Raw genomic sequence first — 25,925 nt, forward strand, 5'->3', positions numbered from 1 at the left:
TCAATGAAGAAGCTGTTTTTACTTTCAACTATTAACTGAATTTCGGTTGTTGCAGACGTTTCATATTTTATTGACTTAAAAATAAAACTTGTAAATGATTTTCCCCTTTTTTCAAATCAAGCCGAATACCTTCCCGCATCTTTTGAGTTCGGCCGATTGTCACATCAGCTAAACGCTCTTTTAATGGCGTTAAAGGTAAAGAATCGAATTGCTCTTCCGGGATAAATAGTTGTAAAATTGGCGTATATTTTTGATATTGCTCATCTTTCACTTTAATCTCTAAGTGGGAACGAATATAGTATTCATAAGCTGCTAATCCCTCATCTAAGGTCAATTGCGGATTTAACACTTTGTAATTCATCATCCCGGTACCCTTTTCATCTACCCAAGGAAAATAAGCCTGAGCATTTAAAGCGCCAAAAACCCGGCGCTCACCATAAGCTTCTTTAATTAAATCATAGCTACGGGTTACAAAATGCGTGGCATTACTTTTAGGCACAGGTTGCAAACGGCTATTTTGATATTGAACCGTTTGTAAACAGTGGTCACGCTTCGCAAATTCAATAAAAGGCTCTTGCAAAATTCCCACACCATTGTTCCAGACAATTTGATTAAAGCCCATTTGACTACGAAATAATTCCTGAAATTGCCGATTAGTAGGATGCTGCCAATTAAAAGGATTGGCAAAAAGCACCACTTCAATCAGTTGATTTTCCAACTCTTTCACAGAATCCACTTGTTGAACATCCAAAAAGATTTCTTTTAAAAACAAAGAATAATAGGCTTTAGTAAAATACATCTTCCAACAAGAAGTTAAGCATAACTCTTTGTAAAAAATATCATAGCCGGCTAAGTGATTGCAATCAACAATAACTTCCCCAGTTAAAGCTTTCATTTTAGGTAGTTTAGCCGTTTCCTCAGTGCTTTCAAATAAACCGCGTTTACTGATTTCTGGCGTATTATTCATTAAATATTCTTGATAACTGCGGACGTAGCCGTATAAACCCTTCTTTTGTAAACGTTGAATTTGATAATCAGTCAATAAATTCTGCTGGTGTTGATAAATTTTTTCGTTAAGGATTATTTTTTCTAATAACTTATCTTCTGAAAAATAAATCATCAGCGCGTTTTCCTCATCCCCAACAGTTAACCACTGCTGATTGATGCTCTGACTATCTGCTAACAACGCTTGCACCAGTTCTAATTCAAAAAGTTCCGTTGGGCCATCAGCTAATTGAAAGAAAGTTGGCTGAATCAACAAGCGTGCTAAAACTAACCAATCTTGACTGTAATTTCGTAACTCTTCCTCAGTTAAATCAATCAATTGATTCACTAAATAAATTTGATTCTCCATCTTTTTCACATCCTTCAAAAAGCTTTATCTCACTCTTATTATAACGAATTTTTTCACAAGTACCTAATTATAACCACTTTGCCAACGACAGTATTTTCATTTTAACATTTTTCGTGGTAAAATAAACGGGCGGAGGTGAAAAACATGGCTCTAAAATTTGAAAAAACTGATGATTTAGATAAATTATTTGCTGAGTTTGCAATTGATCCTGACAAAATTGTAGCACCTGATGAAGAAATCAACCAATTCTTAAAACCTAATCAAGAGGAAGAAGAAAAAAAGAAAAAAATTATGAAATAATTAGCAAAAAGCACAAATGGGTAGTCATCTACTCACTTGTGCTTTTTTTCGTTTCAAATAGGCTATTTTCTGTTTACCAACTTTTCGTTACCTCTTTTAAAATTGCCTGTCACTTTTGCTAAAGCCAGTTGGATTTCTTCATCTGTCCCGTGATTCAAGCGTTTTAAAAAACGACTAGCTTTTTCCCCTTTAAGAATCATTACTTGTTTACCGTAGTGATAAATAAAGACTTTGCCATCATTTTTCTCTTCAAAAGTAAAGGCCTTTTCGGTAACTAATTTTTCTAGGCTCATAAGTAAACTCCTTCTTACTCTCCTAAAGACTCTTCTAGGTATAGCTGATTTAATCTAACGGCTAAATCTTCAGCTTTTTTTAATGCTACCAAGTCATTTTTTGCTGCTAACTTACTAGTGTTTAGAGAAAAAATCTGACCAATGCAAGTTGTTTTTAAATGCCTAAAAATAATTTCTGCTGTTTTTTCGGCGTTAACAGTCGTTCCATCACCAGCACCAACAATTATTAGTACACCGTTCTTCAACTTATTTACCAACTCTTTTTCTTTAAAAAAGCGTGAAATCCAAAAATATTGAAATCTGCTGCACATGCTTATTAAAGAATCTGACAATTCAGAAAAATATAACGGAGAAGCAATAATCACGTTATCATACTCATTAATCTTTTGGTATAGCTCTTGCATTTTGTCATCTAAGCGACAAGTGGCTTTTTTCCAGCATTGACGACAATCATCACAAGGTTGGATTTGATCATGATAAGCTGAAAAAACATCAATACTACCATCTAAATTTTTACACAGTTCAGATAATAACGCTGCCGTATCTCCTTTTCTATGAGGAGAACCATTTAAAACAAGAGTTTTCATTATTCATCCTTCACACCTTTACTAGAGGTTAACATTATGTTTGGTTATTATTTCTATAAATAAGATTCAATTGCCTGCCAAGCTTCAGTTTTACCAGCTTTTGTTTCGGAAGAAAACATGACAAATTGATCGTTATTATCAAAATCTAAAGCTTTTTTGATAATACTTTCGTGTTTATTCCATTTTCCCCGAGGAATTTTATCAATTTTTGTCGCGACAACAATTACTGGAATTTCATAGTATTTCAAAAACTGATACATTTGCACATCTTCTTTCGAAGGTTCATGGCGGGCATCAACCAAAGAAACCACTGCTTTCAGCTGTTCTCTTTGAGTCATATAAGTTTCAATCATCTTGCCCCATTTAGCTCTTTCGGTTTTTGAAACTTTAGCGTAGCCATAACCAGGCACATCCACAAAATGTAATTGGTTTTCAATTAAATAAAAGTTTAGCGTTTGGGTTTTTCCTGGTTTCCCAGATGTCCGGGCTAAATTTTTACGGTTAATTAAAGTATTGATAAAAGAAGATTTTCCCACATTAGAACGGCCTGCCAAAGCAATTTCTGGCAAATTAGTTTCTGGATATTGTTTCGGTTCAACCGCACTAATAATTATCTCAGCATTATGTACATCCATCATTTTTCCTCCTTGCTCATATTTTTCTACGAAAAAAAGACAGAAGCTGTTAAGCACCGCTTTCTGTCTTTTTTAAAAACAAATCATTAGCCGGCTTTTTTCGTTTCGCCACTATAGTAAATAGTTGGTTCACCTTCACCGTCAGCTGCTGCTTTATTGATGACAACTTTTTCAATCGTATCATCTGATGGAATATCAAACATGATGTCCATCATAATATCTTCAATAATTGAACGTAAACCACGGGCACCAGTATTGCGCTCAATGGCTTTGTTAGCAATCGTTTCTAAAGCGGCTGTTTCAAATTCCAACTCAGTATCATCAAGAGCTAATAATTTTTGGTATTGTTTTACTAAAGCATTTTTCGGCTCAGTTAAAATTCGTACCAAATCTTCCGTTGTTAATTTATCCAAAGCAGCCATTACTGGTATCCGACCAATAAATTCTGGAATCAAACCAAATTTCAATAAATCTTCAGGAATGATATGTTGCATAATGCTTTCATTCTCATCCAATTTTTTATTTGTTGTTCCAAAACCAATTGTCTTTTCACCAAGGCGGTTTCTAACAATCGTTTCAATTCCGTCAAAAGCACCACCAACAATAAATAAAATATTGGTTGTGTCGATTTGAATAAATTCTTGATGAGGATGCTTTCTGCCTCCTTGAGGTGGCACACTCGCAACCGTACCTTCTAAAATTTTCAGTAAAGCTTGTTGCACGCCTTCACCGGAAACATCTCGGGTGATTGAAACATTTTCGCTTTTACGAGCAATTTTATCAATTTCATCAATATAAATAATCCCTTGTTCAGCTCGCTCAACATTATAATCAGCGGCTTGTAAAAGTTTTAGTAAGATGTTTTCAACATCTTCCCCAACATACCCCGCTTCTGTTAAGCTCGTTGCATCAGCAATTGCAAAAGGAACATTTAATGTTCTAGCTAAAGATTGCGCTAAAAATGTTTTACCAGAACCTGTTGGTCCGATTAAACAAATATTACTTTTTTGCAATTCCACATCATCATGATGCTCATTTTCTTGCTGATTCACTCGCTTATAATGATTATAAACAGCTACTGACAAGGCGCGTTTCGCACGCTCTTGACCAATCACGTACATATCTAAAATATTTAGGATTTCTTGAGGTTTAGGAACTTCAATCATCACATTTTCGTCTTCATCATAAAACTCTTCATCAATAATCTCTTTACACAAATCGATACACTCATTACAAATATAGACACCAGGTCCTGCAACGATTTTCTTTACTTCTTCTTGCATTTTTCCACAAAAAGAACAACGAACTGTATCGCTTCCGTCAGTGTTATCGTACACACCTTCACCACCTAACGCATTTTCGATTTAAGCTTTTAAATCTTGCTCTATCATATCATAGAAAACCAGAAAGAAAAAGACTTTGCCAGCAACTTAATTAATTTTGTCTACGCTATTAAAGACTAAACAAATAAAAAAAGTAGCAACATTCCAAAGTCATTTCTTTAGAGCATATCAGTTAAGAAAGGACTAAGCAGTAGTTTTTTTCAAAACTTCTTGCTTAGTCCCAAAAGTCTTAGACTTCTTTAGCAGTACTTGTAATTAATTCAATCGCTTTTTTCATGTTAATGTCATGAGCTAACATATCTGGTGAAAGTACGTTTTGTACTTGCTCAACTGGCATACCATATTGTTCAGCTAAATCTTTAACTTCTGCTTCAAGTTCAGCTTCAGTTGCTTCAAATTTTTCAGCTGCTACGATTGCTTCAAGAACTAAGTTAGTTCTAACGCGAGCATCCGCTTCGCCTTCAAATTGTTTATGCAAATCAGCTTCTGAAGTACCAGTAATTTGGTAATACATTTCAGGATTGATTCCTTGACGTTGCATGTTACCTAAGAATTCATTCATGGCACGGTGAACTTCATCGTGAACCATTTCATGTGGTAATTCTACGATTTCTGCATTGTCAACAGCTTTTTGTAAAGCTTCTTCGTCGCGAGCTTCTTCAGCTGCGTCCTCTTTTTGTTCAGTTAATTCTTTAAGATATTTTTCTTTTAATTCTGCTAAAGTTTCAACTTCATCGTCAATATCTTTAGCAAATTCATCGTCTAATTCAGGTAATTCTTTAGCTTTTACTTCATGGATTTTAACTTTGAAGATTGCTTCTTTACCAGCTAAGTCAGCTGCTTGGTAGTCTTCTGGGAAAGTAACGGTAACATCTACGTCTTCGCCAGCTTTATGACCAACTAATTGTTCTTCAAAACCAGGAATGAATGAACCTGAACCAAGTTCTAGTGAATAATTTTCACCTTTACCGCCTTCAAACGCTTCATCTCCAACAAATCCTTCAAAGTCGATAACAGTTGTATCGCCTTCAGCTGCTGCTTCGTCTTCTTTAAGTACTAATTCAGCATTAGCTGCTTGTTCTTTTTGCAAACGTTCTTCAACGTCTGCTTCAGAAACTTCACGGTCTTGTTTAGCAACTTCTAAATCTTTATAATCGCCTAATTTAACTTCAGGTTTTACGATTACTTCAGCACTGATTTCCCAAGGTTTCCCTTTTTCCATGCTTTCAACATTGATTTTTGGTTGCGCAACTGGTGTAATACCAGCTTCTTCAACTGCTGCTTCATAAGCGGCTGGTAAAGCTGCGTTTAAAGCATCTTCAAACAATGCTTCTTCGCCGTACATTCTGTTGAAAACAGCACGGGTAACTTTTCCTTTACGGAAGCCAGGAACATTTAAGTTTCCTTTAACTTTATTAAAGGCAGTTGTTAAGCCTTTTTCGATTTCTGAACTTTCAATAGAGAATGTTAGCACACCATCGTTTGTGCCTTTTTTTTCCCACTTAGCAGTCATTAAATTTCCCTCCGAAATATCTATTAATTTTATGATACATACATTATTTTCTGCATACCTTTAAATAGTACACTAAGCCTTGAAAATTGTAAACATTTTTACAATGGAAGATTGCTTTTTTTCGCCGATATTGATTAAAAATTGCTATTCTTTAATTAAAATTTAAGGTAAACTCCCGCAATTTTTGTTTTTGAGCTTGCAAAGCTTGACCAGCAGGTGAAAAAAGCAAAGCTTCATCGACATCTGCCAACTGATAATCCGCCAAGTAACTAGCAACGATTAATTGTGGCTGCGTAAAGACTTCATCACTAAAAGGATATACAATCGCAAAATGTAGCTTCAACTCATCTAATAAGGCTGGTAGCATCACCGGATTATCATCTTCAAGGGCTTCCCTTAAAAGCTTCGCACTAGCTAAATAATTGGCTACCTCAGCTGGCATGGTCATGGCTTTTGGTAAAAGAGTTTTGATTTCACCGTTGTACCAAAGAAAGTCGATTTCTTGATTAGCAGCGATTTCTACTAAATCTTCTACCAAGCGTAAGCGACTAAAATAATTTAATTCTGGCTGAATCAATAATTTGCGGCTCACTTGGATGAATTTTTCATAAGGTAATTCTTTTAATTCTTTAATACGGGCAAATTGCTGATTAAGACTAACTGTTGCTAAATCATCAGTCAGAGTTAACAAACGTTGAATCCGCTGTTTTTCAAATTTCAAAACATAAGCTTCCGCTTCGGCTAATTGTTGCTGCGCTATCGTTAGAAAATCTTCGTATTTTTCTTGCCGTTGAAAATATAACAGCCATTTGCGCGCTTCTAAAAACTGCCGATTTAAAATTAACAATTGCCAATAAGTTTTAAAAGTGTCCGTTTCAGCTAAATATTCTTGAGGAAAATCGCCTGCTAAAGTATAAGCTTTTTGATTTTCGCCAACTTCGATTAACAGGTTTACCAAGATATAATTTAAAGAAAACGTCGCCCCAATTTGATAGGCCGCTTGATAATGCTGAATGGCTAGTAATAAATCGCCAGCCGCAACTGCCCCCTCCCCCAAACGTAAAAAATCTTCATAATCATTGGGGAACTCTACTTGCTTCATAAATAATAGCTCCTACTTTTTTTATTTTCTAATATAAATTACGAATAATCAGCGCTTGTTCTTCACTAGTTTCGCCTTTATCAACTGCTTTGGCTTTTTCTTTTAAAGAATAGCCAACAAAAACATCTTGAGAAACCGGATCAGCAATCTTGAAACGCAAGACAGATTCTACCGAAACAGCTTCCGGTGAAATCTCTTGTACGCTATCCCAGCCAGTATCCAGAAAAATTTTTGTATCATCCGTTAACTGATGCACTTGCTCCAACTCAACAAGTTTAGCTTTTAATTCTTTTAAAGTAATTACTGGTGCTTGATTTTCCATAGTACGACCTCCACCATTCATTTGAAATATTTAGTATTCCTATTATACCGAAAAAACATCAAAATTGCTTATTTTTATATCAACTGACAAGCAAACTTACTACAATTTTATAAATTCTGCTTCTAGCGAAATGACTAGACCAATTATTCAAATATTTAAATTATCATTTGACAAAACGAGATGAACAGATTATCATTATTAATGTTTCTGAAAATAAAAAAGCAGGAGGTTTGTTAGACCAATCGGAATAGCGCCTGCCCGATGATTCGTCGGGGACGAGGAAAGAGTTTATCGAAATATTCGGCGGATGGCTCTAGGGACTGCACTCTACAGATAGATCTAAAAACTTTTCGAAAGAAAAAAACAAAAAATCTATCCCGCAGCAGAAACACAAAAATCAAGCTTTACTTAATAAAAGATACGCTTTTTTAAGTAAAAATACTAAAAAATAGTCGAAAGTAGGATTTTGATTTATGTGTGGAATAGTCGGAATTATTGGAAAAGAAAATGCAACCGAAGTGCTCCTTCAAGGATTGCAAAAATTGGAATATCGTGGTTATGACTCCGCTGGCATTTTTGTCAGTGACGGTGCTCATAATCATTTAATTAAATCGCAAGGCCGCATTAAAGACTTAGCTGAAAAAATCACGCCAGTTGTAACAGGAACTATCGGTATCGGGCATACTCGATGGGCAACTCACGGTGTGGCTAACGAGGTCAACGCTCACCCTCACACTTCTGAAAATCAACGCTTCGTTTTAGTTCATAACGGCGTGATTGAAAATTATTATCAACTGAAAGAAACTTATTTACAAGGGCAACAATTTCAAGGAGAAACCGATACAGAAATCGTTGTTCATTTAATCGAAACTTTAGTTAATCAAGGTTTGACCACCAAAGCAGCTTTCAAAAAAGCTTTAACTGTCATCGCTGGCTCTTACGCTTTTGCTTTAATTGATAAAGAAGATTGCCAAACCATTTACGTCGCTAAAAATAAAAGTCCTTTGCTAATCGGCTTAGGCGATAACTTTAACGTAATTTGCAGTGATGCCATGGCTATGTTGACGGAAACTAATCAATTTCTTGAAATCAATGATGGCGAAATGGTGATTGTAACTGCTACAGCTGTTTCCATTGAAAACAGTGAAGGTCAGCATCTTACCCGCGAAGCTTTTACAGCCGAAATTGATTTAACTGACCTTGAAAAGGGAACTTATCCTTACTATATGTTGAAAGAAATTGAAGAACAGCCAACTGTTATCAGAAAAATTGTGCAAACTTATACAAATCAACAACAAGAAATCACGATTGATGAACAGCTCCTACAAGCAATGGCGGAAGCTGAGCGGATTTATATTATCGCTTGTGGAACTAGCTACAATGCTGGCTGGGTGGGCAAACAACTCTTTGAAACCTTAAGCGAAACGCCGGTTGAAGTTCATTTAGCTAGTGAATTTGGTTATAATCTGCCTTTACTTGCTAAAAAACCTTTCTTTATCTTTTTAAGTCAAAGTGGCGAAACTGCTGATAGTCGCCAAGTATTAGTTAAAATTAACCAACTACAGCACCCGGCATTAACCATTACTAACGTCGCTGGCTCTACCTTATCCCGCGAAGCTCAATATACACTGTTGTTAAACGCAGGGCCAGAAATCGCAGTAGCTTCTACCAAAGCTTACACTGCTCAAATTAGCGTAATAGCGCTTTTAACGAAAGCCTTAGGTGAAAAGAAAAGCATCCCTGAAGCTTATGCTTTTGACATCTTGCAAGAATTGAGTATTGCAGCTAACGGCATGGAAGCAATCATCACTGAAAAAAATTTGATTAACCAGCTAGTGATAGAATATTTAGCGACAACCGGCAATGCTTTTTATATTGGCCGCGGTTGTGATTATTATGTATCTTTAGAAGCCGCTTTAAAACTCAAAGAAATTTCTTATATTCAAGCAGAAGGTTTTGCAGCTGGCGAATTAAAACACGGCACGATTGCCTTAATTGAAGAAGATACGCCCGTCATTGCTCTCATCACTAATCCGATAACTGCACCTCATACACGTGGAAATCTGCGAGAAGTTGAAAGTCGTGGGGCTAAAACTTTGGTGATTGCAACTGAAGAATTAGCTATGGCAACAGACCAAATTATTTTAGCTAGCGTGCATCCACTTTTATCAGCCTTAGTTAGTGTGGTGCCTACCCAATTAATTGCTTATTTTGCTACTTTACAACGGGGTTACGATGTTGATAAACCCCGCAATTTAGCAAAATCAGTTACTGTGGAATAAATAAATTGTAGTAAAATAGCCAATTGCTTCGTCAACGGTCTCGACAAGCAATTGGCTATTTTCAATGTATGTTTAAAACTCTGATTTTAAAATACTATAAACATTCATATCATGAAATCTTTCGCGGAAGAAAACCGCTGCTCGCTCAGTTCCCTCAAGCGTAAAACCACAACTCATCGCCACGCCATTACTTCCCATGTTTTCAACATCAGCCCGCAAGATAACCTTATTCAAACTCAGGTCTTCAAAAGCAATCCTTAAAACAGTTTTGACACATTGAGAAACAATCCCTTTACGAGTAGCAGTTGAATGAATCCAGTAACCAATTTCCGCTTTTTTATATTCTTGATTAATAAAATGTAAATCAAGGCAACCAACAATTTCATCTTGATAAGCAATTAAATACATCCGATCTGTTCCTTGCGCACAGCCAGTTAATTTCATTTTCAAAAAATCCCGTTCATCTTCAACTTTCGTTGTAGTGTTAATAAAATCTAAAAATTCTGCTAAATGCTCACGATCGCTATCAATCAAATTAAATATCACTTCGGCTGATGTCAATTCTGGATGAACCAAACAAATTTCCTCAGTTACTTTTAAGCTTAAATAATTTTCCATTGTTAATCCTCCTTTTAAATAGCAACATTATTTTTAATTACAAAAATTCCCTCCAATTTAGCAAAGTAGACACTTAAAATTGAAGGGAAATTATTTTAATCTAAACCAATTTCGCGGCGAACAACAGCAGCGATTTTTTCTACATAGTAATCAACTTGACCGTGAGTAGGCGCTTCAGCCATAATTCTTAGCAGCGGTTCCGTTCCTGAAGGACGTACCAAAATGCGACCTTCTCCATTCATTTCAGCTTCCGCTTCTTCAATCACAGCTTTAATTGCTGGCACTTCCATCGCACCATTTTTATCAGAAACTCGAATGTTAACTAATTCTTGTGGGTAAATTGCCACTTCAGCTGCTAACTCAGATAATTTCTTACCAGTTTGTTTCATAACATTTAGCAATTGAATCCCTGATAACATCCCATCACCTGTGGTTGTGTAATCCAAGAAAAGAATATGACCTGATTGTTCCCCACCAAAACTGTAATCATTCTTACGCATTTCTTCTACTACGTAGCGATCCCCAACTTGAGTAATCACATCTGCCATGCCTTCTGCTTCAACCGCTTTATGAAAACCTAAATTACTCATCACGGTCGTAACAATCGTATCTTTTTTCAAACGATTTTTTGATTTTAAGTATTTACCACAAATAAACATAATTTTATCGCCATCAACAATATTTCCCAACTCGTCAACTGCAATAATGCGATCGCCATCGCCATCAAAAGCTAAACCAGCATCAGCACCTTTTTCTAAAACAAAAGCCGCTAAAGCTTCGGGATGAGTCGAGCCAACCCCAGCATTGATATTTAAACCATCTGGATTCGTTCCCATTGTGTAAAAATCAGTTTCTAAATCAGCAAATAAGCGATTAACTGACGTTACGGTTGCGCCATTGGCAGCATCTAAACAAACTTTAATGCCCGATAAATCATTAGGGATTGTTTGCACTAAAAATTGTGAATACTTCAATAAACCTTCTGGAAACTCATCAACAGAGCCTAAACCTTCGGCTGATGGGCGTGGCAATTCATCCACTTCCGCATCTAATAAAGCTTCAATCTCTAATTCTTGCGCATCCACTAACTTAAAGCCATCAGCCCCAAAGAATTTAATGCCATTATCTTCTGCTGGATTATGTGAAGCTGAAATCATAACACCCGCTGAAGCTTTTTGAACTCTTGTTAAATAAGCCACACCCGGTGTGGAAATCACACCTAATTGGAAAACTTCAATTCCCACCGATACTAAACCAGCGATTAAAGCTTGCTCCAACATTTGACCAGAAATTCTGGTATCTCTACCGACTAAAACCCGTGGTCGTTTTTCTTCGTGCTGACTTAATACATACCCGCCACAACGTCCAAGTTTAAATGCTAATTCAGGTGTCAACTCTTTATTGGCTACGCCTCTGACACCATCTGTACCGAAATATTTACCCATAATTAAAACTTCGCTCCTTATTTCTAGTTAAACAAACTTATCCTAAAAGTTAGCAATTGAATCATCCTTTTGATTATTCAATCATAAAATTGTTTGCTTATCTGCCTAATTCATAATCATTAATTTAAAAGCTTATTCCTCTTCATTAGGAATTGCTTTTGCTATATCTGACGATTCAACAACATCATTACTTTCAGCACTGCTCTCACTAGTTTCAGGTGTTTCTTCCTTAGTTTCACTAGTTTCTGGCGGTGTGTTAGAGTGTTCGTTGTCCCCACCACTATTAGCAGGTGGTGTATTTGAAGAATTACGACTCGGTTCCTCTGATTCGCTATTAGAACTATTCTCAGCTGAAATCGGTGTAATCGTCACTTGAATAATTGTTGGTGAAACCCGATAATTCCCTGTTGGGATAGATATTGAACGAGTAGTAGTCGTTACTACACCAGAAACATCAATCGGAATCACAATTTCATCAATGCCAGCTAGCACCGATTTCGCTCCCATAATCGTCACTTTTTCTTTAGATAAAGTAATTCGGTGAGTTGGTGTTTCAGGTGATTCTTCACCTTTTATGCTAGCTTTTAAAGCCACTTCTTTTTTAGGTGATTTCAAATGAACTGCTACCGTTACTTGATTTGGATTTGCTAAAATACTTAAAGGTTGTCCATTGGCATCCAAGGCTTCGACATTTACTGTTTCAGAAAAATCTTCATCCCCAGTTTTTGATGGATCGACAATAGCCACTACCCGCTTAATCGCAGCCAAGGTATCTTCACCAGTAATGATTTCCACTGACAAAGGTGAAACGGTAATATCATCAATTTCAAAACCCTCTTCCAATGCCTCAGAAGAAATAACGGGCTCTACCTCAACCTTTTGAGAAACACGTTTTTCAATGGTAACAGTCACCGTCAAAGGTTCAACTTCAGCCGAAACAGCACTGCTTAAATTTTGAGCTCGCAAAGGAACTTCAAAAGTTCCTTCTTCCAAATCGGTTAAATCAGCCACCAATTTGAAATCACGAGTATCTTCGTTGACTTCAGTATCTAACTGAACACGATTAGCACTTGATAAACGTACTGTCGCAGTCGTTTCATAGCCATGAACATAGTAATCATTAGAATCATAAACTAAACTAATCGGAATATTTTGAATGGTCTCCTGATAAGTTTGATTATAAACGCGATCTTGTAAAGAATTTCCGTTGGTATTTAAAAATAAAATTACACTAAAAAGTAAGGCTAATAAGCGAGAAGTAAAATCAGCTTCTTGCCATTTTTCAATCAGCTTTTTCATTTGCGTTTCCCTCCTAAATGAATAAATTCATCTAAGGCTTTACGGAACCAAGCTGATGTTTTTAAAGAAACAGATTTATTTTCAAACTGCTCTTCGCCAAATAAATAATCATGTAAAAGTTTACGATAAGCCTCTTGGGATAAATCCGTTAGAAACTCATTATTAACGGTAATACTAACATTCCCGGTTTCTTCAGAAACAATAATCGTTAACGCATCACTGACTTCACTAATTCCCACAGCTGCCCGATGCCGAGTTCCAAATTCTTTAGGAATTAACATACTTTCAGAAAGGGGTAAATAAGCACAAGCGGCAGCAATTTTATCATCTCTGACGATTACGGCGCCATCATGTAAAGGGGTGTTGGGGATAAAAATATTAATTAATAATTCCCCAGAAACATCTGCATCTAAAGGAATCCCTGTTTCGATATAATCATCTAAACCAGTATTGCCAGCAATCGCAATTAAAGCTCCGATTTTTCGCTTCGACATATATTGAATAGCTTTATCATAGGCTGCAATCATGCGTTCATCTTCTTGCGCTTCTTTTCGTAAAGGGTTGATTAATAAGGAACTGCGCCCCATATGCTCCAACCCGCGACGCACTTCGGGCTGAAAAATGACAATCGTAGCAATTACTCCATAAGTAATGACTTGGTCCATCAACCAAGATAGAGTATGCAGTCCTACATACTCAGCAACAATTCTAATTAAAATAAAAACGGCAACACCTTTAATTAGCTGAACAGCCTTTGTTCCGCGCATAATTTGAATTAATTTATAGACAATAAACCAAACAACTAATATATCAAGAATGTTTATCCAAAAATTTAAACTTAGAAAATTATCATTAAATAATGATTCCCAGTGGCGTAAATCAAACCAGCGACTTAAATCAAATGACATAAAAAACCTCATCTCCATTTAATAGGATTTCTAATAAGATTATAACATAGTTTTGTGAATTTTTTTCGATAAATCATTAGGAGTTTTCACATATTTGACTTTTTAACAGCAAGATAACTCTTTTATAGAGCTATTTCTGGCAATTTCTTTTAATAAGCAGTAAAATAATTTTAATTAAGAAAATAGCTGGAGGTGTCTTTATGGATATTTCAAAAATTGATACTACAAATTTAAATTTAAAAAACGGTATAAAAATTGGTAGCGACACAGCCAATAAGCAAATCATTGAGTTCATTAACGTTAGCTGTCCTTATTGTAAAAAATGGTTTTTCGATTCCTTAGAGATTTTGCAAACCGCCGTAACAAATGGTGAAATTCAACGGGTGATTAAATTATTTGATAAAGAAAAAGCCAGCTTGCAAGCCGGTAACGTGATGCACCACTATATTAACCAAACAGATTCACAAGCAGCTTTGTTCACTTTAGAAAAACTTTACACTACTCAATCCCAATGGAAAAACTTACCATTAGAAGAAGTTAGCATTTTTGCTGAAAAAGAATTACATTTAACTAAAGAACCGCATCACACTCAAACAGCGACCGCGATAATCGCTGAAGCTCAACAAGCTAATATTCAATTTGTTCCGACCTTAGTGTTGCAACAAAATATCTTTGATGAAAATATCACGCAAGCAGCATTATTAGCGTTAATTAAAAAATAAAAAAAGTTGTGACTCGCAAAAAAAAGGAGTCACAACTTTTTTATTGACCGTTTCGTAAATTGTCGGCAAACTCATTAATTTTACGAATGCGATGATTAATGCCGGATTTTGAAATCATCCCTGAAGGAATAATTTCCCCTAGTTCTTTCAAACTGATTTCAGGATGCTCCAATCTCAGCTCAGCAATTTCTTGCAACTTCTCTGGTAAAGCTTGCAAACCTACCGTATTTTCAATAAAGCGAATATTTTCAATTTGCTTAGAAGCCGCATCAATCGTTTTATTCATATTAGCCGTTTCACAATTAACTAAGCGATTAACGGAATTGCGCATATCTCTAACAATTCGCACATCTTCAAATTTCAACATGGAACTAGTGGCGCCGATTAACACCAAGAAATCAGCAATTTTTTCCGCCCCTTTTAAGTAGCAAATATAACCATTGCGCCGCTCTAAAGTCCGGGCATTTAACTCATAATAATTTAACATTTCACAAACATCATCATTATGCTCTTCGTAAAGGGAATAAATCTCTAAATGATAACGGCTCGTTTCAGGATTATTAATTGAACCAGAAGCCATAAAAGCTCCCCGCAAATAAGAACGCATTTTTTGAGCATTCCCCATAATCTCATCAGAAACATGACTGTTAAAAATCAAGCCATCCATAATATCTAAATCTAACAAGATTTTTTGCGTATCTTGTTTCAAGCGAACAATGTAGACATTATTTTTTTTCAGTTTCATCTTTTTCCGTACTAAAAGCTCACTTTTTACATCGTAGTGGTCTTTTAGCAAGGTATAAATTCGGCGGGCAATCGCGGCATTTTCTGTTTGAATATTTAATACAAACTGTTGATTATTTAAACTTAAAGAACCGTTCATGCGAATCAAAGCTGCCAACTCTGCCTTAGCATGCTCTCGATGAACTTCAAGACCAGTTAATTCTTTTTTCACTTCCGACGCAAAGGACAAGCCCTACACCGCCTTTCAGCTCACTAATTATTATTTTCTCACATCATAAATTAAGCGCATTAGCTCATCAACAACTTTATCGCCATCATGGAAAACCCCACCATCTCGCAATTTCAAAAAGTCAGCAGAAATCACACGACAGCCTTGCTCTCTTAAACTTTGAAAATCATGAATGACTTGCACTAAATACTCATCATAAATCTCGGGATCCATATAATCTTCCGGAACCGTTTCAGTATTAACTAAAACTGTATCAATATATTCTGCTTGTAGATGCTCATGTAATACGCGAATATGATCGGCGTCAGTAAAATGTTCCGTTTCACCTTTTTGCGTCATGATATTACAAATATAAACCACTTCAGCCTTCGTTTCTTTGACAGCTTCACCAATTTCAGAAATAACTAAGTTAGGTAAAATACTAGTGAATAAACTCCCAGGACCTAAAACAACCATATCGGCTTCCATAATACTATTAACAACTTTGCGGGCAGCGCGTGGTTCTTCTTCATCTGAAACATTGGTCACGTAAACATGATCAATCGTCTTGCGATCCAAAGCAATTTTAGATTCTCCGGCTACAGAAGTGCCGTCTTTAAAAACTGCGTGTAAAACTAACGGCTGCTCTGAAGAAGGATAAATCCGACCATTCACATGCATCATTTTTGAAAGCAACTGAATAGCTTCATAAGTGCTACCTCGCATTTCAGCGACTGCCGCAATAATTAAATTACCAATCGCATGATTCGCTAAAAATTTATCTTCCTTTTTAAAACGATATTGAAAAATATCTTCATATAATTGTGGCATATCAGATAAAGCCACTAAAATATTCCGCATATCTCCTGGCGGCGCAATATCAACTGAGTCTCGCAACTCACCACTACTTCCACCATCATCAGCAACCGTCACTACAGCAGTAATATCGGCACCTTCTTGACGTAAACTATTTAAAATAACCGGCAAACCCGTTCCTCCACCAATCACGACAATCTTCGGTTTACGAATACGATATGTTTTCATGAACGGTTCACCGTTTCCTTCCTTTTGTCCTTATCGCGATGAGTGATATTGACTTTATAGTCAGCCGCCAAACTATTACCAACCCGTTCTGTTAAAGCCACTGAACGATGCTGACCACCCGTACAACCAATTGCTACCGTTAAACTACACTTACCTTCTTTAACGTAGCCAGGTAAAACCGTACTTAATAAATCATAAAATTTTTCAAAAAAGTCATTGGTTTCAGGAAAAGACATCACATAATCATAAACTGGTTTTTCCATCCCTGTTAAAGGACGTAATTCCGGAATATAATGGGGATTCGGTAAAAAACGAACATCCATTACTATATCAGCATCAATTGGCACACCATATTTAAAACCAAAAGAAACCATTTCAATGCGGAAACCTTGATCACTCTGAGTTTTGAAGACTTGATTGATGCGCTCTCTCAACTGCCGTGGGGTTAAAGTTGTCGTATCAATCACAATGGAAGCTTGTGTTTTTAACTCACTTAAAATCGCCCGCTCTTTCCGAATGCCTTCAGTTACTAAACCATTCATCGCCAGCGGATGCACTCGTCGTGTTTCTTTATAACGAGAAACTAATTCTTCATCTGAAGCATCTAAAAACATAATACTAGTATCAATAAAATTAGTATTTTCAATTTCAATTAACATATTCTGAATTTCTTCAAAAAACGAACGTGAGCGTAAATCAACCACTAAAGCAATTTTAGTCACTTTCCCACTTTCTTTAATTAATTCCCAAAATTTCGGAATTAAGCTTGGGGGCATATTATCAACACAGAAATACCCCATATCTTCAAAACTTTGAACGGCTACCGTTTTACCGGCGCCACTCATGCCAGTAATGATTACTAATTGTAAATTATCAGCCATTTTCGTCATCCTTTCTCTAAAAGCCGAAAAGCTAAATAAATTTTATTTATTATTGTTTCGTTAAAAATTTACTTGTCAGTACAATTCATTATAGCATTCCGGGCGTATCGTGACTAGCCATAACTTTTTAGCTTATTTTTATAATATAGAAAAAAGTTGCTTATCATCAATGACAATAAGCAACATCTTTTTTATTTATGCAAAACTTTCTTCAAATACTGACCTGTATAGCTAGCTTCGGTTGCGGCAATATCTTCTGGTGTGCCCACTGCTAAAATGGTACCACCACCATCGCCACCTTCTGGTCCTAAATCAATAATATGATCGGCACTTTTAATCACATCCAAATTATGTTCAATCACTAAAACAGTATTACCGGCATCAACTAAACGTTGTAAAACACCTAGTAATCTCGCGATATCATCTGTATGCAATCCGGTGGTCGGTTCATCTAAAATATAGAAATTACGACCATTAGATAACTTATGAAGCTCACTAGCTAACTTCATTCGTTGGGCTTCCCCACCAGATAAAGTCGTGGCTGGTTGCCCTAAAGTCACATATCCTAAACCAACATCAACAATCGTTTGCAGTTTCCGATGGATTTTTGGAATGTGTTGGAAAAATTCAACCGCATCTTCAACAGTCATTGCTAAAATATCGGCAATCGTTTTACCTTTATAATGGACTTCTAACGTTTCAGAATTATACCGCTTGCCATGACAAACTTCACAAGGCACATAAACGTCAGGTAAAAAGTGCATTTCAATTTTGATAATGCCATCACCTTTACAAGCTTCACAACGGCCACCTTTAACATTGAAAGAGAAACGCCCTTTTTTATAACCACGCACTTTGGCTTCATTCGTTTTAGCGAAAAGATCTCTGACATCATCAAAAACACTAGTATAGGTTGCTGGATTACTTCGTGGTGTCCGTCCAATTGGTGATTGATCTATATCGACAATTTTTTCAATTGTTTTATAACCAGTAATTGTTTTAAATTTACCTGGTTTGTGAGAGTTACGATTAATTTTTTGCGCTAAGGATTTTTTCAAAATCTGATTAACCAAAGTACTTTTCCCTGAGCCAGAAACACCAGTTACTGCCGTGAAAGTTCCTAATGGGAAATTGACCGTTAAATCTTTTAAATTATTTTCAACAGCACCAGTAATTTTAATTTTCTTACCATTGCCTTTACGGCGTTTTTTAGGCACTGGAATTTCACGTTTACCTGATAAATATTGACCGGTAATCGAATTTTCATTGGCAGCCACTTCAGTTGGCGTTCCCGCAGCAACGACTTCCCCACCAAATTCACCAGCGCCAGGACCGATATCAATTAAGTAATCAGAAGCCCACATGGTATCTTCATCGTGTTCCACAATAATTAAAGTATTGCCTAAATCTCGCATCTTCTTCAAAGAATCAATTAAGCGATTATTATCTCGTTGATGCAAACCGATAGAAGGCTCATCTAAAATGTATAAAACCCCTGATAAATTGGAACCAATTTGTGTCGCCAAACGAATCCGCTGAGCTTCCCCGCCAGATAAAGTTCCCGCCGCTCGACTTAGTGATAAATAATTTAAACCAACATTTTTTAAGAAAGTTAAACGATCATTTACTTCTTTTAAAATCGGCTTCGCAATCATTTGTTCTTGTTGCGATAAAGTTAAATTTCCAAAGAAATCTAAAGCATGATTAATTGATAAATTGCTAATCTCGCCAATATGTTTTTGATTAACTTTAACAGATAGAGCTTGTGGATTTAAACGATAACCATGACAAGTTTGACAAGGTAGCTCGGTCATATAAAGGCGCATCTGCTCTCTAGTAAAATCACTATTGGTTTCATGATAACGGCGATTAATATTAGTGATAACTCCTTCAAAAGGCACTTCTACATCACGAATTCCACCAAAATCATTTTCATAATGAAAATGAAAAACTTCACCATTCGAACCATGTAAAATAATTTCACGATGCTCTTCTGGTAATTTTTCAAAAGGCGTATCCAAATCAATTCCAAAACTATCGCAAGCCTGAGCTAACATTTGTGGATAATATTGTGAGCTAATTGGATTCCAAGGTGTAATCGCTCCTTCTCGCAATGTTTTTTGCGGATCAGGAATAACTAAATCAATATCAACTTCTAATTTCATCCCTAAACCATCACATTCAGAGCATGCGCCAAATGGTGCGTTAAAAGAAAACAGACGTGGTTCTAATTCCCCAACTGTAAAACCACAATAAGGACAAGAATAATGCTCACTAAATAGCATTTCTTTTTCACCAATCACATCAACTAGGGCATAACCTTCTGCTAAGCGTAAAGCTGCTTCAAAAGAATCAAATAAACGAGAACGAATGCCTTCTTTTACAACAATTCGGTCGATAACAATCGCAATTTCATGCTTTTTATTCTTTTCTAACTCTGGGACTTCTGAAATATCATAAGTTTCTCCATCCACGCGAGCCCGCACATAACCTTCTCTTTGAATCATTTCAAAGACTTTTTTATGTTGGCCTTTTTTACCATAAATAACTGGCGCTAAAATTTGAATACGGGTACTTTCAGGTAACTCTAAAACTTGATCAACCATTTGTTCAACTGATTGACTGGTGATTTCCGTACCATCGTTAGGACAAATTGGATGTCCGACACGGGCAAACATCAAACGTAAGTAATCGTTGATTTCGGTAACAGTTCCCACCGTTGAACGGGGGTTTTTACTGGTTGTTTTTTGATCAATTGAAATAGCTGGACTTAAACCATCAATACTATCAACATCAGGTTTATCCATCTGGCCTAAAAACTGCCGCGCATAAGAAGAAAGACTTTCTACATAGCGACGTTGTCCTTCCGCGTAAATTGTATCAAAAGCCAATGAGCTTTTGCCAGAACCAGATAACCCAGTCACCACAACCATTTTATCTCGGGGAATTGTTACATCAATATTTTTTAAATTATGTGCTCTTGCACCATGAATTACTAACTTATCATTGGCCATGCTTGAAACTCCTTTTATCGTAAAATAATCTATTTCTTTTATAAATTAATTGCCAGCTTTCAATTCTAAAATTGTATCTCGCAAAGTTGCTGCTCGTTCGAAATCTAAGGCTTTAGCTGCTTCCTTCATTTCTTTTTCTAAGTTCAACAAGACAATTTCTTTTTCTTCTTTGGACATTTCGTCGTATTTCAAATCAGTTCGATAATCGCTGCTATCTTCCGCTACTTTAGTAATAGCGATTAAGTCACGAATTTCTTTGATAATCGTCTTAGGAACAATGCCGCGCTCTTCATTGTAAGCTTCTTGAATCGAACGCCGACGAGCGGTTTCATCAATCGCTTTTTGCATAGAATCGGTCATCTTATCAGCGTACATAATGACTTTACCTTCGGAATTTCGAGCAGCCCGACCAATTGTTTGAACCAGCGAGCGTTCACTTCGTAAGAAACCTTCTTTATCCGCATCGAGAATTGCTACCAATGAAACTTCTGGTACATCTAAGCCTTCTCGCAATAAGTTAATACCGACTAAAACATCGAACTCGCCTAAACGTAAATCGCGAATAATTTCTGTTCGCTCTAAGGTTTTAATATCGCTATGCAGATATTTAACTTTAATCCCTAACTCTTTAAAGTAATCTGTTAAATCTTCTGACATTTTTTTCGTTAAAGTTGTCACAAAGACCCGTTGATTTTTAGCAGAACGTTCATTAATTTCCCCAACTAAATCATCAATTTGTCCCATAATCGGTCGCACTTCAATGACCGGATCCAATAAGCCTGTTGGACGAATAATTTGCGGAATCACAATATCTGTTTGTTCAGCTTCATAAGGTCCTGGTGTGGCAGAAACATAAACGATTTGATTGACCCGCTCTTCAAATTCCTCTAAACGCAAAGGACGATTATCCAAGGCCGACGGCAAACGGAAACCATAATCCACCAACATTTGCTTACGAGCTCGGTCGCCGTTATACATCCCACGAATTTGTGGCATCGTTACATGGGATTCATCCACTACCATTAAAAAGTCATCAGGGAAGAAATCAATCAAGGTATAAGGTGGCTCCCCTTCTTTTCGTCCATCCATATGACGAGAATAATTTTCGATCCCAGAAGTGTAGCCCATCTCTAACATCATCTCAATATCGTAATTGGTCCGTTGTTCTAAACGTTGCGCTTCTAATAATTTATTTTCACTTCGTAAAACAGCTAAGCGGTCCGCTAATTCCTGTTTAATATTAGCTACCGCTTCTTCCATATGGTCATCATTAGTCACAAAGTGGGTTGCTGGAAAAATTGCGACGTGTTCGGTATCTCCATAAACTTCACCAGTTAAAGCATCTACTTCGCGAATCCGTTCAATTTCATCACCAAAAAACTCCACTCGTAAAGCTCGTTCATCACGTGAAGCAGGGAAAATTTCCACCACATCTCCCCGTACCCGAAAACGTCCCCGTTGAAAATCAATGTCATTGCGCTCAAATTGAATCGCCACTAAATTACTTAATAACTGATTACGCTCCAATTCCATCCCAGTTCGCAAAGAAACGACTTGTTCTCGATACTCATCTGGGGAACCTAACCCGAAAATACAAGAAACTGAGGCGATTACAATAACGTCATTCCGCTCTAGCAATGCACTAGTGGCAGAATGGCGCAGCTTATCAATTTCGTCATTGATACTTGAATCCTTTTCAATATAAGTATCACTGGATGGTACATAAGCTTCTGGCTGATAATAATCATAATAACTAACGAAATACTCCACAGCATTATCGGGAAAGAATTCTTTAAACTCTCCATATAATTGGCCTGCTAATGTTTTATTATGGGCAATAATCAAAGTGGGCTTATTGACCTCTTTAATTAAATTTGAAATTGTATAAGTTTTCCCCGTTCCAGTAGCTCCTAATAAAATTTGCGCTTTCTTATTACCGACAACGCCTTCCACTAATGATTGAATCGCCACTGGCTGATCGCCAGCTGGTTGATATTTTGATACTAAATTAAAGGTATGGGAGGTATTTCTCTCAAGCATTCCATTTGCCCCCTCAACTATTTTTTTAAGTTTGAATAAAATCTTCAAAAACTTGGCTTCATTATTATACCATACCGAACATACTTTCGCTATTGTTAGAACTTATTTTTTACACGTGAGATTTTCTAACATAAAAAGTTATCTTTTTATACAAATTTTCTTAAGTTTTTAGGTTTTTGCTTTTTTTATTTAAAAAAAAGGCTTATAATTCACAAATATCAGGAATTATTTGGAGGGATATTATGAAAAACAAGTATTTAGCGGGGAAATTGATGGCGATTCTAATTGTTATGTTAGCTTTTTTCACTAGCCAACCAGTCCACGCAGAAGAAAACACCACTTATAAGATAGGTACGGATTTAACTTTCGCTCCTTTTGAATTCCAAAATAGCGACGGTGAATATATCGGCATTGATATTGATTTATTAAACGCAATTGCCGAAGCCGAAGATTTCAACATTGAGCTGAAAGCCTTAGGTTTTGATAGCTCGATTCAAGGAGTTCAAGCCAATCAATTAGATGGTATGATTGCAGGTATGAGCATCACCGAGGAACGCAAAAAAACTTTTGATTTTTCCGAAGCCTATTTTGATAGCGGCTTACAAATGGCAGTGAAGAGTGATAACACCACTATTAATAACTACCAAGATTTAAAAGATCAAACTGTTGGTGCTAAGGTGGGTACCGAAAGCGCAACTTTTTTAGAAAATAATCAAGCGAAATATGGCTACTCAATTAAACTTTATGATGCTGCTGATGCTCTGTATGGCGCAATTAATAATGACACAGTAGTAGCAATTTTTGATGATTATCCAGTTTTAGGTTATGCCATTACTAATGGTCAAAATTTAAAATTAGTCGGCGAACCGGAAACCGGTAGTTCTTATGGTTTTGCCGTTAAAAAAGGCGAAAATCAAGAATTATTAGTAAAATTCAACGCTGGTTTAGCAGATTTAAAAGCTAGTGGAAAATACGATGAAATTGTCGCAAAATATATTTCTTCAGGCACTACGACAACAACCAGTAAAAAAACAAAACCACAAGCGACTGGTAAAAATTATAAAATTGGTACTGATTTAACTTTTGCTCCTTTTGAATTTCAAAATCAAAGTGGTGAATATATCGGCATTGATATTGATTTGTTAACAGCTATCGCTGAAAATCAAGGTTTTACTTTTGAACTACGACCTTTAGGCTTTGACTCTTCTATTCAAGGGGTTCAAGCCAAACAGCTTGATGGCATGATTGCTGGGATGAGTATTACTGAAGAACGTAAAAATACTTTTGATTTTTCAGCATCTTATTTCGATAGTGGCTTACAAATGGCGGTGAAAAGTGATAACACTTCCGTTTCTACTTATGAAGATTTAAAAGACCAAGCAGTCGGTGCTAAAGTTGGTACCGAAAGCGCGGCTTTCTTAGAAGAAAATCAAGAGCAATACGGCTATTCAATTAAACTTTATGATGCTGCTGATGCTTTATATGGTGCCATTGACAATGGTACAGTTGTGGCGATTTTCGATGATTACCCCGTTTTAGGTTACGCCATTACTAATGGTCAAAATTTAAAATTAGTCAGTGAACCAGAAACTGGTAGCTCTTATGGATTTGCTGTTAAAAAAGGCGAAAACGCTGAATTACTAGCTCTTTTCGATGCAGGTTTAGCAGAACTGAAAGCCAGCGGCGAATACGATGAGATTTTGGCTCGTTATATTTCAACAGGTGAAGAAAATGCAGTTACAGCAGAAGCAGCTGCAAAAACAGTGGATGAATCAACACTAACCGGTTTAATCAAAAACAACTACAAAGCCCTACTTAACGGTTTATGGAAAACTATTTTACTTTCACTCGTTTCTTTCCTTTTAGCTTTAGTTATCGGTGTGATTTTCGGATTATTTAGCGTTTCACCAATTAAAGCATTACGAGGTCTAGCGACTGTTTATGTGGATGTGATTCGTGGGATTCCCATGATGGTTTTAGCCTTCTTTATTTTCTTTGGCTTACCAGGAATTTTACCCTTTACCATTCCTGATTTTGTTGCTGGTGTCATCACTTTAACCTTAAATGCCAGTGCTTATATCGCTGAAATTGTTCGTGGCGGAATTAACGCGGTACCAGTCGGACAAATGGAAGCTTCCCGCAGTTTAGGACTTTCTTACAATCGCACCATGCAAAAAATTATTTTGCCACAAGCGATAAAAATTATGATTCCCTCATTCGTTAACCAATTTGTTATTTCTTTAAAAGATACAACAATTATTTCTTCAATCGGTGTCATTGAGTTGCTGCAAACTGGTAAAATTATTGTAGCTAGAACTACGCAAAGTACGCAAGTTTACTTTATCATTGCTGTCATGTATTTAATCTTAATTACAGCATTAACTAAGCTAGCTAAAGTTTTAGAAAAGAAGGTGAAATAAATGGCAGAAAAAATCTTAGTTGAAAATTTAGTTAAAAAATATGGTGATAACACCATTTTGAATAATGTTAACGTAGCAATTAATGAAGGTGAAGTCGTTTGTGTCATCGGCCCTTCTGGTTCTGGTAAAAGTACCTTTCTTCGTTGTTTAAACCGCTTAGAAGAACCTTCAAGTGGTGATATCATTATCGACGGCGCTCATTTGATGGATAAAAATACCAATATCAATTTAGTGCGGCAACATATCGGAATGGTTTTTCAACATTTTAACCTTTTCCCCCATCTATCAATTTTAGAAAATATTATTTTGGCGCCAATGGATTTGAAAAAACAAAACCGTGCCGAAGCAGAAACAAAAGCTCGGCAGTTATTAGAAACAGTTGGTTTAGAAGAAAAATGCGATGCTTATCCAGACAGTTTATCTGGCGGCCAAAAACAACGGGTAGCTATCGCTCGCGCCTTAGCCATGAACCCAGATATTATGTTGTTTGATGAACCAACTTCAGCTTTAGACCCAGAGATGGTTGGCGACGTTTTAAACGTTATGAAAAAATTAGCTAAACAAGGCATGACGATGGTAATCGTCACTCACGAAATGGGTTTTGCCAAAGAAGTTGCTAATCGCGTAATGTTTATTGACAGCGGGAATTTCTTAGAAGATGGCACCCCCGAACAAATTTTTGAAAATCCCAAAAATGAACGAACCAAAGACTTTTTAGATAAAGTTTTAAATATTTAAAAAAACACCCCAACTTTCTGTACCGACCCCCAAAAGTTAGACCAAAAATCTAACATTTGGAGGTCGGTATTTTTATGGCTAAATATAGTTTTGAACTCAAATTGAAAATAGTT

Annotated in this window: 22 protein-coding genes; 5 read left to right on the top strand and 17 right to left on the bottom strand. The window is 36.4% G+C overall.

Annotation, left to right across the window (positions count from 1 at the left end; genetic code table 11):
• Nucleotides 1–67 precede the first annotated feature (67 nt).
• Nucleotides 68–1,354: a hypothetical protein gene (locus M2139_RS00830; protein WP_280736876.1), complete on the bottom strand. Its 1,287-nt coding sequence runs from the start codon at nt 1,352–1,354 to the stop codon at nt 68–70.
• 144 nt (nt 1,355–1,498) lie between these two features.
• Here M2139_RS00830 and M2139_RS00835 point away from each other — a divergent pair, with 144 nt between their 5' ends.
• Complete coding sequence (locus tag M2139_RS00835) at nt 1,499–1,654, top strand: SPJ_0845 family protein (RefSeq protein WP_280736877.1); 156 nt, start codon at nt 1,499–1,501, stop codon at nt 1,652–1,654.
• A 62-nt stretch (nt 1,655–1,716) separates the two neighbouring features.
• Here the strand turns inward: M2139_RS00835 and M2139_RS00840 are convergent, their stop codons facing one another.
• The 7 genes from M2139_RS00840 to M2139_RS00870 form a co-directional block, all read right to left on the bottom strand.
• Nucleotides 1,717–1,947, bottom strand: coding sequence for a hypothetical protein (locus M2139_RS00840; RefSeq protein WP_280736878.1), 231 nt, complete (start codon nt 1,945–1,947; stop codon nt 1,717–1,719).
• Between the two features lie 14 nt (nt 1,948–1,961).
• Complete coding sequence (locus M2139_RS00845) at nt 1,962–2,534, bottom strand: flavodoxin family protein (protein WP_280736879.1); 573 nt, start codon at nt 2,532–2,534, stop codon at nt 1,962–1,964.
• Nucleotides 2,535–2,587: 53 nt separating this feature from the next.
• Nucleotides 2,588–3,169: a ribosome biogenesis GTP-binding protein YihA/YsxC gene (yihA, locus tag M2139_RS00850; RefSeq protein WP_280736880.1), complete on the bottom strand. Its 582-nt coding sequence runs from the start codon at nt 3,167–3,169 to the stop codon at nt 2,588–2,590.
• A gap of 86 nt (nt 3,170–3,255) precedes the next feature.
• Nucleotides 3,256–4,506, bottom strand: a complete 1,251-nt coding sequence (gene clpX, locus M2139_RS00855) for an ATP-dependent Clp protease ATP-binding subunit ClpX (protein WP_280736881.1) — start codon at nt 4,504–4,506, stop codon at nt 3,256–3,258.
• Nucleotides 4,507–4,741: 235 nt separating this feature from the next.
• Nucleotides 4,742–6,025 carry a trigger factor gene (tig, locus tag M2139_RS00860; RefSeq protein WP_280736882.1) on the bottom strand — a complete coding sequence of 428 codons (1,284 nt, stop codon included), beginning with the start codon at nt 6,023–6,025 and terminating at the stop codon, nt 4,742–4,744.
• 151 nt (nt 6,026–6,176) lie between these two features.
• Nucleotides 6,177–7,127: a hypothetical protein gene (locus M2139_RS00865; protein ID WP_280736883.1), complete on the bottom strand. Its 951-nt coding sequence runs from the start codon at nt 7,125–7,127 to the stop codon at nt 6,177–6,179.
• Between the two features lie 28 nt (nt 7,128–7,155).
• On the bottom strand, nt 7,156–7,449 hold the full coding sequence (locus tag M2139_RS00870) for a hypothetical protein (RefSeq protein WP_280736885.1): 294 nt from the start codon (nt 7,447–7,449) through the stop codon (nt 7,156–7,158).
• A gap of 473 nt (nt 7,450–7,922) precedes the next feature.
• On the opposite strand from M2139_RS00870, the gene glmS reads away from it, so the two are divergent.
• The gene (gene glmS, locus M2139_RS00875) at nt 7,923–9,731 is read left to right on the top strand and encodes a glutamine--fructose-6-phosphate transaminase (isomerizing) (RefSeq protein WP_280736886.1); all 1,809 of its coding nucleotides are present in this window, start codon (nt 7,923–7,925) and stop codon (nt 9,729–9,731) included.
• 72 nt (nt 9,732–9,803) lie between these two features.
• On the opposite strand, the gene M2139_RS00880 is transcribed toward glmS, so the two are convergent.
• The 4 genes from M2139_RS00880 to cdaA form a co-directional block, all read right to left on the bottom strand.
• Nucleotides 9,804–10,349 (bottom strand): GNAT family protein, encoded by a 546-nt coding sequence (locus tag M2139_RS00880; RefSeq protein WP_280736887.1) that lies wholly within the window; start codon nt 10,347–10,349, stop codon nt 9,804–9,806.
• A gap of 95 nt (nt 10,350–10,444) precedes the next feature.
• Nucleotides 10,445–11,794, bottom strand: a complete 1,350-nt coding sequence (gene glmM / locus M2139_RS00885; RefSeq protein ID WP_280736888.1) for a phosphoglucosamine mutase — start codon at nt 11,792–11,794, stop codon at nt 10,445–10,447.
• A gap of 132 nt (nt 11,795–11,926) precedes the next feature.
• Entirely contained in the window at nt 11,927–13,093 is a 1,167-nt protein-coding gene (locus M2139_RS00890) for a CdaR family protein (protein ID WP_280736889.1), read from the bottom strand.
• Entirely contained in the window at nt 13,090–14,001 is a 912-nt protein-coding gene (cdaA, locus tag M2139_RS00895; RefSeq protein ID WP_280736890.1) for a diadenylate cyclase CdaA, read from the bottom strand. The genes M2139_RS00890 and cdaA overlap by 4 nt, the downstream gene beginning before the upstream one ends.
• Nucleotides 14,002–14,201: 200 nt before the next feature.
• On the opposite strand from cdaA, the gene M2139_RS00900 reads away from it, so the two are divergent.
• Nucleotides 14,202–14,723, top strand: coding sequence for a thioredoxin domain-containing protein (locus tag M2139_RS00900; protein ID WP_280736891.1), 522 nt, complete (start codon nt 14,202–14,204; stop codon nt 14,721–14,723).
• 40 nt (nt 14,724–14,763) lie between these two features.
• On the opposite strand, the gene whiA is transcribed toward M2139_RS00900, so the two are convergent.
• The 5 genes from whiA to uvrB all read right to left on the bottom strand — a co-directional run bounded on the left by whiA (nt 14,764) and on the right by uvrB (nt 22,654).
• Entirely contained in the window at nt 14,764–15,696 is a 933-nt protein-coding gene (gene whiA / locus M2139_RS00905; protein WP_280736892.1) for a DNA-binding protein WhiA, read from the bottom strand.
• A 30-nt stretch (nt 15,697–15,726) separates the two neighbouring features.
• Nucleotides 15,727–16,719: a YvcK family protein gene (locus tag M2139_RS00910; protein ID WP_280736893.1), complete on the bottom strand. Its 993-nt coding sequence runs from the start codon at nt 16,717–16,719 to the stop codon at nt 15,727–15,729.
• Nucleotides 16,716–17,600 (bottom strand): RNase adapter RapZ, encoded by an 885-nt coding sequence (gene rapZ, locus M2139_RS00915; protein WP_280736894.1) that lies wholly within the window; start codon nt 17,598–17,600, stop codon nt 16,716–16,718. The genes M2139_RS00910 and rapZ overlap by 4 nt, the downstream gene beginning before the upstream one ends.
• A 191-nt stretch (nt 17,601–17,791) precedes the next feature.
• Complete coding sequence (gene uvrA, locus M2139_RS00920) at nt 17,792–20,614, bottom strand: excinuclease ABC subunit UvrA (RefSeq protein WP_280736895.1); 2,823 nt, start codon at nt 20,612–20,614, stop codon at nt 17,792–17,794.
• 45 nt (nt 20,615–20,659) lie between these two features.
• Nucleotides 20,660–22,654, bottom strand: a complete 1,995-nt coding sequence (gene uvrB / locus M2139_RS00925; RefSeq protein WP_280736896.1) for an excinuclease ABC subunit UvrB — start codon at nt 22,652–22,654, stop codon at nt 20,660–20,662.
• 242 nt (nt 22,655–22,896) lie between these two features.
• Here uvrB and M2139_RS00930 point away from each other — a divergent pair, with 242 nt between their 5' ends.
• Together M2139_RS00930 and M2139_RS00935 are read left to right on the top strand one after the other, a co-directional pair.
• Nucleotides 22,897–25,074 carry an amino acid ABC transporter substrate-binding protein/permease gene (locus M2139_RS00930; protein WP_280736897.1) on the top strand — a complete coding sequence of 726 codons (2,178 nt, stop codon included), beginning with the start codon at nt 22,897–22,899 and terminating at the stop codon, nt 25,072–25,074.
• Nucleotides 25,075–25,812, top strand: a complete 738-nt coding sequence (locus tag M2139_RS00935; RefSeq protein WP_280736898.1) for an amino acid ABC transporter ATP-binding protein — start codon at nt 25,075–25,077, stop codon at nt 25,810–25,812.
• Nucleotides 25,813–25,925: the final 113 nt, after the last annotated feature.

Source organism: Enterococcus sp. PF1-24 (genome assembly GCF_029893325.1).
Taxonomy (GTDB): domain Bacteria; phylum Bacillota; class Bacilli; order Lactobacillales; family Enterococcaceae; genus HY326.